This window comes from Mesorhizobium sp. Mes31 (genome assembly GCF_024519675.1).
In the GTDB taxonomy this organism is placed as follows: domain Bacteria; phylum Pseudomonadota; class Alphaproteobacteria; order Rhizobiales; family Rhizobiaceae; genus Mesorhizobium.
On record NZ_JALJRL010000001.1, the window covers coordinates 218,455 to 230,607 of the forward strand.

Consider the following 12,153-nt stretch of genomic DNA (forward strand, 5'->3'; position numbering starts at 1 on the left):
CTTGGGTGACAAGCTCGCCACCGACGAGGCGCCAGATCGGCGCTCGCGCCTCGACCCGGCGACGTTCATCAAGGAGAACATGCGCCTTGTTGCCGTACCTGCGCTTCCCGAGATCCAGTTCTACACGGCTCATCCCGGCAGCGGATTAAGGCGGCTCGTCGAGCCCGAAGACGAGAACGACGAGGACGGTTCGCCGGAGCCACAACCGCCCTACTGGGCCTATGCGTGGGCTGGCGGCACCGTGCTCGCGCGCTATGTCCTCGACCGTCCGACGACCGTGGCCGGGCGGCGCGTGCTCGACCTCGGCGCCGGCTCCGGCATTGTCGGCATTGCCGCAGCGAAGGCCGGGGCGCGCGAAGTGATCGCCGCCGAGATCGACCGCAACGGCGTCGCCGCGCTCGGCCTCAACGCAGCAGCCAACGGCGTTGCCATAACGGTGATCGGCAAGGATATCACCACGGGTTCGCCACCCGCGATCGACCTGGTGCTCGCCGGCGATGTGTTCTACGGGCAGGACGTCGCCTGGCGGGTCATTCCCTTCCTCGACCGCTGCCTCGCCGCCGGCATCGAAGTCCTGGTCGGCGACCCGGGCCGTGCCTACCTGCCACGATCGCGGCTGCTTCTGCTTGCCGAATACGAGGTGCCGGATTTTGGCCAGACGAAAGGCAAAGCACTGGAGCCGAGCGGCGTCTTTCGTTTCGAGGCGAATATGGTACCCGCCAGTGCTGCCGATATCAGATCGTCTCCTTGACCCGGGCCGAAAGGAAATCCGGCAGATCGGCAACGGAATCGAGGACGGCGTCGGCAATGCCGGCCAGCGATTCACGGGTGCCGGTGCCCGAGAGCACGCCGATCGCCAGGCCGCAGCCACCGGCCCGCGCCATTTCGAGATCGTGGCGGTTGTCGCCGACCATGGCGATCGCCGACGGCTGCAGGCCGGTGAGATCGCAAAAGGCCAGGATCGTATCGGGCGCCGGTTTGGGATTGGCGACCGCGTCGTAGCCATAGGCCGCGTCGAACAGTTGGGCGACGCCGAGCGTGACCAGCGTCCTTTCCGCGCCGCTGGTCGAATCGTTGGTCGCGACACCAAGCCGGTAGGATTTCCTGTGCAGGGTGTTGAGCGTCTCGACGATGCCCGGCAGTGCCACCGCCATCGCCGAGCCCTGCGCCGAGGTGATCTCGTTGAAGCGGGCGACGGCCAGCATCTGGTCCTCGTCGGACAGGCGCGGAAACCACAGCTCGACGACGTCCATGTTGGTGCCCGAGGCAAAGATCGAATCGGGCTTGAAACGTCGGTTGACGAAATCGAAGCCGGCCGCGGCGAGCAGCCTGTCGGCTTTCCAGCGATCGCCTTCGGACGCATCCATGGCCATGAAATCGGCGACGCCAAGCCAGGTCGCGTTGAAGTCGACAAGCGTCCCGTCCTTGTCGAACAATATTCCCTTGATGTCTGCCAAGCGCTTCACTCCGACCCACGCAGATGATGGATGTATTCCACCAGACCAGCGGTCGAGGCATCCCGCTTTGCGGCACTTTCCTTGCCCTCCACGACAGGCAAAAGGCCGGTGGCCAGTTCCTTGCCGAGCTCGACGCCCCATTGGTCGAAGGAGTTGATGTTGAAGAGCGTTCCCTCGACGAAGACACGGTGCTCATAGAGCGCGATCAGCCGGCCGAAGGTGCGCGGGTCGAGTTTCCGGTAGAGGATGGTCATCGAGGGCCGGTTGCCGGAGAAGACGCGGTGCGGGGCGATCTTGTCGACCTCGGCAGGCTTCATGCCCTTGGCCAGCATCTGGGCGCGCGCCTCCTCCAGCGTGCGGCCCTTCATCAGCGCTTCCGACTGCGCCAGGCAGTTGGCGAGCAGCAGATCGTGCTGGTGCTTGAGCTCCGGCTCGTGGCCGACGGCCGCGGCAAGGAATTCGACCGGGATGAAATCGGTGCCCTGGTGCAGCAGCTGGAAGAAGGCATGCTGGCCGTTGGTGCCGGGTTCGCCCCAGACCAGCGGCCCGGTCGGCGTCGTCGCCGCCAAACCTTCGAGGGTGACGCTCTTGCCGTTCGATTCCATGTCGAGCTGCTGCAGATAGGCCGGCAGCCTGGACAGGCGCTGGTCGTAGGGGATGACGGCGCGAGCCGGATATCCGCAGATCACGCGATGCCACCAGCCGACCAGCCCCAGAAGCGCCGGCAGGTTCTCCTGGATGGGCGCGGTGCGGAAATGCTCGTCCATCTCGTGCGCGCCATCCAGGAAGGCGCGAAAATTTCTCGGGCCGACAGCGATCATCACCGGCAGGCCGATCGCGCCCCAGACCGAATAGCGGCCGCCGACCCAGTCCCAGAAGCCGAAGACGCGGTCGGCCGCGATGCCGAACTTCGCCACCAGGTCGAGCGCGGTCGAGACGGCGGCAAAGTGCTTGCCCACCGCATCCTTGCCGAGCGCTTCCTGCACCCATTTGCGCGCCGTCTCGGCATTGGTCATCGTCTCGACGGTGGTAAAGGTCTTGGATGCGATGATGAAAAGCGTGGTCTCGGCGGAGAGGCCCTTCAGCGTGTCGTGGATGTGGGCGCCATCGATGTTGGAGACGTAATGGGCGCGCGGCCCGTCATGATAGGGCGCCAGCGCCAGCGTCGCCATGGCCGGACCGAGATCGGAACCGCCGATACCGATGTTGACGATGTCGGTGATCTTCTTGCCGGTGGCGCCGGCCGCCTTGCCGGAACGCACGGCATCGGCAAAGGCGCCCATCGCGTCGAGTACGGCGATGACGTCCGCCTTGACGTCCTGGCCATCGACCGTGACGCCCTTGCCGGTCAGGTTGCGCAGCGCCGTGTGCAGCACGGCACGATCCTCGGTCAGGTTGATCTTCTTGCCGGCGAACATCGCGGCGCGACGGCCTTCGAGGTCGGCGGCCTTGGCGAGCTTTTCCAGCAAGTCCATGGTGACCGCGTCGACAGCGCATTTCGACCAGTCGAGCAGAAGGTCGCCGTCGGTGGCGGAGAATTTCTCGAACCGCTGCGGATCGGCGGCGAAGGCCTGGCGCATGCTGGCAGGTGCGGCAGCGCGATGATCGCGCAAGGCGGCAAGCTGTTTTTGAAAGGCTGACTGATCCACTGGCGGGGGGACTCCTGACGTTTTCGACGCACCATATCAGACCGGATGTTTCCGGCGCGTGTCGTCGCGCCAAAACTATTGAGCCGAATTCCATCCGGTTCAATGCGCAGCGATGACGCAGTGCACCATGCGGCGATGATGCAGTGCATCACGCGGCGATGATGCAACGCATCACGCGGGGCAGGATTTCGGCCGAAGGATCACTGGCATAAATCTCAAAGATCAGAAAAATTGATTGGCGCAACACCTTGTGCCACCGTTACATTCGACTGGTCCAGCCAAGCGAAAAAAGCTGGCCATCGAGGAACATCTTCCATGCCACAGCGAAACGACACGGCGATATGGTCCGGCCTGTTCCGGATTTCGGCCGAATCCGGCCAGACCCTGCAGGCGCAGATCCGCCAGGCCATCGTTGCAGCCATTCTCGATCGCCAGATCGCCGCTTCGATGCCGCTTCCCTCGTGCCGGATCCTCGCCGAGAAACTCGGCGTGGCGCGCGGAACCGTGGTGCTGGCCTTCCAGCAACTCGTCGACCAGGGATTCCTGGTGGCGCGCGAGCGGCGTGGCCATTTCGTCAATCCCGACGTGCTGGCGACACCGGCCAAGCCGCACCAGAAGGCGCCCGACCAGGCCAATGAGATCGACTGGAAGGCCCGCCGCCAGATCGCCGCCAGCGACATGCCGCCGCCGGCCAAGCACGAGAACTGGATCAAGTCGTCCTACCCCTTCGTCTACGGCCAGTTCGACCCGGCGCTGTTCCCGACCGCCGAGTGGCGCGAGTGCAACCGCATGGCGCTCGCGGTGCTTGAGATCCGCAACTGGGCGTCCGACATGGTCGATCGCGACGATCCGCTGCTGATCGAGCAGATCCAGGCGCGGCTCTTGCCCCGGCGCGGCATTTTCGCCAATCCCGACGAGATCATCGTCACGCTGGGCGCCCAGAATGCGCTCTACATGCTGGCGACGCTGCTGATGACCAAGGGCTCCAAGGTGGCGATGGAGGACCCCGGCTACCCCGACGCACGCTCGATCTTCCGGCTAGCGGGCGCCGACATCCAGCCGGTGCCGGTCGACCAGTCCGGCATCGTAACCGGTTCTATTCCCAATGATTCCGGCTTCGTCTTCGTTACGCCCAGCCATCATTGCCCGACCATGGTGCCGCTGTCGGCGGAACGGCGGCAGGATCTCCTGGCACGTGCCAACCGCCACAACCAGATCATCATCGAGGACGGCTATGACAGCCAGTTGCTCGACGAGGCGCCGCAGCAGGCGCTGAAGAGCCTCGACCGCTCCGGCCGCGTCGTCTATGTCGGCTCGATGTCGAAGACGCTGGCTCCGGGGCTGCGGCTTGGCTATATCGTCGCTTCCGCTGGACTAATCTCCGAGCTCCGGGCCCTGCGCCGCTTCATGCTGCGCCATCCGCCAGCCAACAACCAGCGCGCCGTCGCGCTGTTCCTGTCGCTCGGCCACCACGAGGCGCTTGTGCGCCGGCTGTCGAGCGCCTTCGACGAGCGGCGCAAGCGCCTTGTCCATGCGATTTCCGCTTTCCTGCCGGAATGGCGTTCGACCGATTCGGCCGGCGGCACGTCGCTGTGGCTCGAGGGGCCGCGCGGCACCGATGCGCGCGGGCTGGCCGAGGCCGCGGCCTCGCGCAGCGTCATCATCGAGCCGGGCGACCGCTTCTTCGACCGCACCGAAAAGCCCTCGCGCTTCATGCGCTTGGGCATCTCCTCGATCGCGCTGCAGCACATCGAGCCCGGCATCCGCGAACTGGCCACCGCGGCCGGACGCAGGCCTGCCGCCGCCTGATCCCTCGACCGATCCTTCAGAGCCGCGCATGCGCGGCTCTAGGTCCTTTAGCTCTGGCATATGCAACCGGACTGGCTGGCTCATAGGCTGTGCCAATGCCGGCGGCATAGTCGAGGCATAAGGGGAAGAAGCAGCCGATGGTGGACCAACCGCCGCGCCCTGCTTCTCTGAAAGGTGGAGTGTCTGCATGTCTGTGGTTCTTGAAAAGCAGGAAGCGGCGGCGGATCAACGTTCGCGCCGCTCCGGCGGACGCGAAGCGCGCCGTGCCATGCGGGCCGCGCCGCTGGCCGACGACATCAAGCCGGTACGCGCCGGTCTCGAAGGCGGCAGCTACGGACCGCTGACCGGGAACGACCAGGAGCGCATCCACGAGGCGGTGCTGACCCTGCTGGAAACGGTCGGATTCGCCAACGCCATTCCCTCCTGCATCGAAGCGCTGACCGAGGCCGGCGCCACCTACGCCGACGACGGCCGCGTCCGCTTCCCGCGCGCGCTGGTGCTCGATACCATCAAGAAAGCGGCACGGAATTTCACCCTGCACGGCCAGGACCCCAGGCACGACATGCTGATCAAGGGCAAGCGTGTGCACTACGGCACGGCCGGAGCCGCCGTCCATCTGGTCGATGTCGAGAAGCGCGAATACCGCGAGTCGCTGCTGCAGGACATCTATGACGCCGCCCGCATCGTCGAGGGGCTCGACAACATCCATTTCTTCCAGCGGCCAATGGTGCCGCGCGACATTCCCGATCCGCTCGAAATGGACTTCAACACGCTCTATGCCTGCGTGATGGGCACGTCCAAGCATGTCGGCACCTCGTTCACCGTGCGCGAGAACGTGCAGCCGGCGCTCGAGATGCTCTACGCCATTGCCGGGGGCGAGGAGAACTTCCGCGCCCGGCCGTTCGTCTCGAATTCCAACTGCTTCGTCGTGCCGCCGATGAAATTCGCCGAGGACGCCTGCGGCGTGCTCGAAGCCTGCGTCGAGGGCGGCATCCCGATCCTCCTGCTCTCGGCCGGACAGGCAGGCGCCACGGCGCCGGCGGCGATTGCAGGCGCTGTGGTGCAGGCAGTGGCCGAAGTGCTGGCCGGCCTCGTCTATGTCAACGCCATCAAGCCTGGGCATCCGGCGATCTTCGGCACCTGGCCGTTCGTTTCGGATCTCAGGACCGGCGCCATGTCGGGCGGTTCGGCCGAGCAGGCGGTGCTGACCGCGGCCTGCGCGCAGATGGCGCAATTCTACGACCTGCCGGGCGGCTCGGCCGCCGGCATGACGGATTCGAAGCTGCCCGACATCCAGTCCGGCTATGAAAAGGGCATCACCGATGTGATGGCCGGCCTTGCTGGGCTCAACCTGGTCTATGAGTCGGCCGGCATGCACGCCTCGCTGCTCGGTTTCTGCCTGGAAAGCCTGATCATCGACAACGACATGCTCGGTCACTGCCTGCGCTGTGTGCGCGGCATCGAAGTGTCCGATGAATCGCTGTCGATCGACACCATCGCCGATGTCTGCCTGAAGGGACCGGGACATTATCTCGGCAACGAGCAGACGCTGCGGCTGATGCAGACCGAATATTTCTATCCGGCCGTCGGCGACCGGTTTTCGCCGAAGGAATGGAACGAGAAGGGCCGACCCGACATCCTGCAGCGGGCGATCATCGAGAAGAAGCGTGTCCTTGCCGAGCGCTTCCCGCGCCATGTCCCCAAGCTGGTCGACGACAAACTGCGCACCCGCTTCGGCGACATGATCAAGCTGCCGCGCGGCAGCATGGGCGGATAAGCCACTTCCCTCGAAGCCGTCAGTCGGCGCTCAGCCCGTAGCGCTCGACGACCTCGGCACCGATCAGCTTGGCGTGCAGCGTCATCAGCACGATTTGCGCATCGAAGCTGTCGCCGGTCTCGAGGGCTGTTTCGATCCGGCGCTCCGCGTCGAGCCTGCCCTGAAGCCCGTTGGATCGTTCGAAGGCTTCCGGCCCGGCAATGCAATAGCTGAACAGCCGCGCCACCTCCGGATAGGCCTGGCCAGGCGGCTCGTCTGGCCAGCGATCCTTCATCAGATTGACGATGGTGAGTTTCACCCCCTCCGGCACGAGGGCGGGATGAAGGTCAGCGCCACGCAATGCGGTGTCGAGCTGCCTGAGATCGCCCGAGCGGCCGAACATTCCGAGGAAGCCGAGGGAAGAGCGTCGTCCCGCCATGATGGTCCAATCCGTTTCCAACCAATTAGGTGGTTCGCAAGCGGAATACAAAGGCAGCGGCATCTAGCCGCTCGCCGCCAGCAGCAAGACACCGGCAAGGGCGGATCCGGCAAGCGTCGGCAGCATGCCGGCTTTCAGCCTCAGGATGGCGATCATGGCGGCACCGGAAAGCAGCGCCGCGCGCCAGTCGATCGACGAAAACACCGGCACATTCATGCCGAGGCCCATGTTGCGAACCTCCCGGAAGATGACGTGCAAGGCAAACCACAAAGCGAGATTCATGATGACGCCGACAACGGCGGCGGTGATCGCGCCCAGCGCGGCGGACAATGCCTTGTTGCCACGCAGGGCTTCGATATAGGGCCCGCCTAGGAATATCCAGAAGAAGCACGGCGTGAACGTCACCCACAAGGTCAGCAGCGCTCCAAGCGATCCGGCAAGCAACGGGTGCAGCGGCCCGGAATGGCGGAACGCGGCGATGAAGCCGACAAACTGCAACACCAGAATGAGCGGACCTGGCGTCGTTTCGGCGAGCCCAAGACCGTCGACCATTTCACCGGGCGCGAGCCAGCCGAAGGACTGCACGGCCGCCTGCGCGACATAGGCGAGGACCGCATAGGCGCCACCGAAGGTGACGACCGCCATGAGACTGAAGAACCTGCCTATCTCGGTCCAGACACTTGCAGAGCCGGTGAACCACCAGATCGCAAGAACGGGCCCGAGCCAGATCGGCAGCCAGATCGCGACAGTGCGCGGCGCGTGCCATGTCGTCGGCTCGACATGGGTGAGTTCGCCGCGCTCGAACATCAGGTCGACGGCCCCCTTGATGTCGGCAACATCGCCCTTGCCATGCGCGGAGCCGGAAAACAGGCCGGGAGCAATGCGGTCCCCCAGCCATCCCGTCAGGCCCGCGAGCAGGATGATGAGCGGGAACGGCACATTCAACGCATAGATGGCGATGAAGGCCGCGAGCGCGATCGACACCATGACCCGGTTCTTCAGGGCACGCCGGCCGATCCGGATCACCGCCTCGATGACAATGGCAAGCACCGCCGCCTTCACCCCGAAAAACAGCGCCTCGACGAGCGGTACGTCGCCATAGAGCATGTAGAGGCTGCTCAAGATGAGCATGACAAGCGCGCCCGGCACGACGAACAGGATACCGGCGACAAGGCCGCCGAGCGTCTTGTGCAGCAGCCAGCCAATGTAGACGGCAAGTTGCTGGGCTTCCGGGCCAGGCAGCAGCATGCAGTAGTTCAGCGCATGCAGGAAACGCTGTTCACCGATCCAGCGCCGCTCCTCGACCAGTTCCTTGTGCATCAATGCAATCTGCCCGGCCGGTCCGCCGAAGCTGAGCAGTCCGATTTTCGCCCAGACCTTCACGGCTTCGGCGAAGGTCGGTGCAACCGGTGCCTGGACGCTCCCAGCTTCGTCTTCCGGGACCAAAACGCTCATGACGGTTTGCCGGTGCCGGCAGCGGGCCAGTTGTGGGTTTCTTCGGTGGCGTCGCGACACCAACGGAAGAACGCATCGTAGAGCAGCATGCCTGCTTCCAGTTGCTCCAGATCGTCGCGGAACATACGCGACAGGCCAAGCGAGGCAGCCAGAAAGCCGGCCGCCTGGGGCACCAGGTCGAGGCTTGCGGTGTCAGCGGCGCGCACGATCACCGCAAGGCGGTCCAGCGCCTCGGATTTCAGCTCGAACTCCTCGATCATCGTGTCGAAGGTGCAGCGTTCGCCGCGATGGCTCCAGAACACGTTGTCGATGTCGAAAGGCACGGCCTGAAAGCGGTCGGCCACGGCAGGCACTTCGGCCGCCTCGACAAACAGGAAGATCGCGAGAGGATCGATAAAACGCCGGATCAGCCATGGGCAAGCGATGCGATCCACCTTCGGGCGGGCTCGCGTCACCCATACGGTGCGGGCCTTTTCGTCTCGCGATGGCAATTTGTCGGTGCGGACCAGAAGCCCCTTTGCATCGCGCCAGGCTTCGAAGCCGCCTTCGAGGGATTCGGCGGAAATCCCCTCGTGCCGCAGCCAGGCGGCGACGCCTTGCGAAAGCTTCTGCCCTTTCTGGCAGACGACGGCCACTGGCTTGCCGGCGAACGCGGCGGCCCAGGTCGAAACGGTTTTGAAATCGCGCCGGGTCGAGGCCGGCAGCACGCGGGGATCCGCATCAAAATCTTCGTCAATGCGAACATCGATGATTACCGGAGCACCCGGCAGACCGACCAGACGGGACAGTTGCGATACGGTGATAGCGGTTGTTGACGGCATGGCGTCCACCTCCTGGAAGAGAAGCTTGGACGCGAACGTTGGGCTGACGCCTCACGGGGTCGTCGCGATGCACCCCTTGCCATGATGGTGGATTTGTTGGGCGCGCTTGTCAAGGATGGTGAGTGTTCTCGCCTACGGCTGGTGTACGCAGCGCTGAACGGAAAGACGGCAGGCGGTCTGATTGATCAGGTCGCCTGCCGTTGATTCCAGCATCAGTGACTATCGCTAGGAATAATCAATGATTGTCCTTGGGAATAATCGATGATTACCCCGGGGAATAACCAATGATTACCCAATCAGTGATTGTCCCTGGGGACACCGCTGGTGTGCGCGACATCCTGGTATTTCACCGCCGGCTTCAGCACCATTCCCTCGGAGAACTGGTCGACCATGCCGCGCTGGATTTCCTGCCACGGCGTCTGGTGCTTCGGATAATGATAGCCGCCATTGTTCTGCAGTTCGGCGCGGCGCCGGGTGATCTCGTCGTCGGTGACGAGGATGTCGGCCGTGCCCTTCCTGAGATCGATGCGGACGCGGTCGCCGGTCTTGAGCAGCGCCAATCCACCGCCGATCGCGGCTTCCGGCGAGGCGTTGAGGATCGACGGCGAGCCCGACGTGCCCGACTGGCGCCCATCGCCGATGCAGGCGAGCGCATGGATGCCCTTCTTGATCAGATAGGCCGGCGGCTGCATGTTGACGACTTCGGCGCCGCCAGGGTAGCCGACCGGGCCGGCGCCGCGCATGAACAGGATGGTGTGTTCATCGATGCCTTGCGCCGGATCGTCGATGCGGGCGTGGTAGTCCTCGGGCCCGTCGAAGACCATGGCGTTGCCCTCGAAAGCCTCTGGATCCTTGGGGTTGGAGAGATAGCGCTCGCGGAACTCCGGCGAGATGCCGCTGGTCTTCATGATCGCCGAATCGAACAGATTGCCCCTGAGGTTGATGAAGCCGGCATTGGTCTTCAGCGGCTCGGCGACGGTGCGGATGACGTCGATGTTCTCATTGACGACCCCCTTGCAATTGTCGCCGATCGACTTGCCATTGACGGTCAAGGCATCGGGATGCGGCAACAGCCCGCCCTTCATCAGTTCGGCCACCACGGCCGGCACGCCGCCGGCATGATGGTAGTCCTCGCCGAGATACTCACCTGTCGGCTGCAGATTGACGATGAGCGGCACCTTGAGGCCGATCTTCTGCCAGTCGTCATTGTCGAGCGGCACACCGAGATGGCGGGCGATGGCGTTGAGATGGATCGGCGCATTGGTGGAGCCGCCAATGGCCGAATTGACGACGATGGCGTTCTCGAAGGCTTTCCGCGTCATGATATCGGACGGCTTCAGATCCTCATGCACCATCTCGACGATGCGTTTTCCGGTCTCGTAGGAAATCTGGCCGCGCTCGCGATAAGGGGCGGGAATGGCGGCCGAACCGGGCAGTTGCATGCCGAGCGCCTCGGCCAGCGAGTTCATGGTGGTGGCGGTGCCCATGGTGTTGCAATAGCCGGTGGACGGCGCCGAGGACGCGACGATGTCCATGAACTCGTCATAGTCGATCTCACCAGCCGACAGGCGCTGGCGCGATTCCCAGACGATGGTGCCGGAGCCGGTGCGCTTGCCCTTGTGCCAGCCGTTCAGCATGGGGCCGACCGAGAGGGCAATGGCCGGAATGTTGACGGTGGCCGCCGCCATGAGCAGAGCTGGGGTCGTCTTGTCGCAGCCGATGGTCAGCACCACGCCATCGAGCGGATAGCCGTAGAGCACCTCGACGAGGCTGAGATAGGCAAGGTTGCGATCAAGAGCCGCGGTCGGGCGCTTGCCGGTTTCCTGGATCGGATGGCAGGGGAACTCGAAGGGAATGCCGCCCATCGACACGATGCCTTCGCGCACGCGCTTGGCGAGTTCGATATGGTGGCGGTTGCAAGGCGACAGATCCGAGCCGGTCTGGGCAATGCCGATCAGCGGCTTGCCGGACATCAACTCGGCCCGCGTCAGGCCGTAATTCAGGTAGCGCTCCAGATAGAGCGCCGTCATACCCGGGTTGTCGGGGTTGTCGAACCACTCCTGCGAGCGAAATTTCTTCTTTCTGGTGGGGGCGCCTGCCATCGTGGTCTCCGTATTTGTAAGACAAATCGATATGGCAACGCGCGAGAGCAGGCAAGAGGGCGTGCGGTCGCAACCGGACTTTGGTGCGATAGACACGCACCCGGCCGTGCGTTACGGCTTCAGGCAGTCTTGTCTGGGAGGTTTTCATGGCTTTGGTGATCGAAGGCGAGGAGCGCATTGCCGCACCCCTGCGAAAAGTGTGGGAAGCGCTGAACGATCCCGAGGTTTTGAAGGCGACCATTCCAGGCTGCCAGAGCCTGGAGATGAAGTCGCCGACCGAGATGGCGGCGACGGTGGTGTTGAAGATCGGGCCGATCAAGGCGACCTTCAACGGCGAAGTGACGCTGAAGAATCTCAAGCCACCTCATTCCTACACCATCCAGGGCGAAGGCAAGGGCGGCATTGCCGGCTTCGCCAAGGGCGGCGCCGACGTTACGCTGACGGAGGATGGCCCGGATGCCACGGTGTTGAAATACGCGGCCAAGGCCGATGTCGGCGGCAAGATCGCCCAGCTTGGCAGCCGGCTGATCGAATCGACCTCGAAGAAACTGGCCGGACAGTTTTTTTCGAAGTTCGGCGAGAAGGTCGGCGCGGCTTAGGCTGCTGCTGGCACTGTCCGCCGGCGATCCTCCTCTCCCCGTTCTTTACGGAAGAGGGTAATGATG

At 64.1% G+C, this 12,153-nt stretch carries 10 protein-coding genes; 4 read left to right on the plus strand and 6 right to left on the minus strand.

Annotation, left to right across the window (positions count from 1 at the left end):
- Position 1: 1 nt before the first annotated feature.
- A complete protein-coding gene (locus NR193_RS01000) occupies positions 2-751 on the plus strand; it encodes a methyltransferase (RefSeq protein WP_256749032.1) in 750 nt (249 codons plus the stop codon).
- On the opposite strand, the gene NR193_RS01005 is transcribed toward NR193_RS01000, so the two are convergent.
- Both NR193_RS01005 and pgi read right to left on the minus strand, forming a co-directional pair.
- Entirely contained in the window at positions 735-1,457 is a 723-nt protein-coding gene (locus NR193_RS01005; RefSeq protein ID WP_256749033.1) for an HAD family hydrolase, read from the minus strand. The two genes, NR193_RS01000 and NR193_RS01005, sit on opposite strands and share 17 nt — an antisense overlap.
- A 5-nt stretch (positions 1,458-1,462) precedes the next feature.
- Positions 1,463-3,106 (minus strand): glucose-6-phosphate isomerase, encoded by a 1,644-nt coding sequence (gene pgi / locus NR193_RS01010; RefSeq protein WP_256749034.1) that lies wholly within the window; start codon positions 3,104-3,106, stop codon positions 1,463-1,465.
- Positions 3,107-3,421: 315 nt separating this feature from the next.
- On the opposite strand from pgi, the gene NR193_RS01015 reads away from it, so the two are divergent.
- Both NR193_RS01015 and NR193_RS01020 read left to right on the plus strand, forming a co-directional pair.
- On the plus strand, positions 3,422-4,915 hold the full coding sequence (locus NR193_RS01015; protein ID WP_256749035.1) for a PLP-dependent aminotransferase family protein: 1,494 nt from the start codon (positions 3,422-3,424) through the stop codon (positions 4,913-4,915).
- A gap of 187 nt (positions 4,916-5,102) precedes the next feature.
- Positions 5,103-6,692 carry a trimethylamine methyltransferase family protein gene (locus NR193_RS01020; RefSeq protein WP_256749036.1) on the plus strand — a complete coding sequence of 530 codons (1,590 nt, stop codon included), beginning with the start codon at positions 5,103-5,105 and terminating at the stop codon, positions 6,690-6,692.
- Between the two features lie 19 nt (positions 6,693-6,711).
- Here the strand turns inward: NR193_RS01020 and NR193_RS01025 are convergent, their stop codons facing one another.
- The 4 genes from NR193_RS01025 to NR193_RS01040 form a co-directional block, all read right to left on the minus strand.
- Positions 6,712-7,110 carry a hypothetical protein gene (locus tag NR193_RS01025; RefSeq protein ID WP_256749037.1) on the minus strand — a complete coding sequence of 133 codons (399 nt, stop codon included), beginning with the start codon at positions 7,108-7,110 and terminating at the stop codon, positions 6,712-6,714.
- 63 nt (positions 7,111-7,173) lie between these two features.
- The gene (chrA, locus tag NR193_RS01030; RefSeq protein ID WP_256749038.1) at positions 7,174-8,565 is read right to left on the minus strand and encodes a chromate efflux transporter; all 1,392 of its coding nucleotides are present in this window, start codon (positions 8,563-8,565) and stop codon (positions 7,174-7,176) included.
- Positions 8,562-9,386, minus strand: coding sequence for a chromate resistance protein ChrB domain-containing protein (locus tag NR193_RS01035; protein ID WP_256749325.1), 825 nt, complete (start codon positions 9,384-9,386; stop codon positions 8,562-8,564). The genes chrA and NR193_RS01035 overlap by 4 nt, the downstream gene beginning before the upstream one ends.
- A gap of 296 nt (positions 9,387-9,682) precedes the next feature.
- Complete coding sequence (locus NR193_RS01040) at positions 9,683-11,488, minus strand: IlvD/Edd family dehydratase (RefSeq protein ID WP_256749039.1); 1,806 nt, start codon at positions 11,486-11,488, stop codon at positions 9,683-9,685.
- A gap of 146 nt (positions 11,489-11,634) precedes the next feature.
- Here NR193_RS01040 and NR193_RS01045 point away from each other — a divergent pair, with 146 nt between their 5' ends.
- A complete protein-coding gene (locus NR193_RS01045; RefSeq protein WP_256749040.1) occupies positions 11,635-12,087 on the plus strand; it encodes a carbon monoxide dehydrogenase subunit G in 453 nt (150 codons plus the stop codon).
- Positions 12,088-12,153: the final 66 nt, after the last annotated feature.

Excerpts from the sequence above, each read along its gene's own strand:
- NR193_RS01025 (WP_256749037.1), bottom strand. The coding sequence starts at position 7,110 with ATGGCGGGACGACGCTCTTCCCTCGGCTTCCTCGGAATGTTCGGCCGC.
- NR193_RS01015 (WP_256749035.1), top strand. The coding sequence starts at position 3,422 with ATGCCACAGCGAAACGACACGGCGATATGGTCCGGCCTGTTCCGGATT.
- NR193_RS01045 (WP_256749040.1), top strand. The coding sequence starts at position 11,635 with ATGGCTTTGGTGATCGAAGGCGAGGAGCGCATTGCCGCACCCCTGCGA.
- NR193_RS01040 (WP_256749039.1), bottom strand. The coding sequence starts at position 11,488 with ATGGCAGGCGCCCCCACCAGAAAGAAGAAATTTCGCTCGCAGGAGTGG.
- chrA (WP_256749038.1), bottom strand. The coding sequence starts at position 8,565 with ATGAGCGTTTTGGTCCCGGAAGACGAAGCTGGGAGCGTCCAGGCACCG.
- NR193_RS01020 (WP_256749036.1), top strand. The coding sequence starts at position 5,103 with ATGTCTGTGGTTCTTGAAAAGCAGGAAGCGGCGGCGGATCAACGTTCG.
- NR193_RS01035 (WP_256749325.1), bottom strand. The coding sequence starts at position 9,386 with ATGCCGTCAACAACCGCTATCACCGTATCGCAACTGTCCCGTCTGGTC.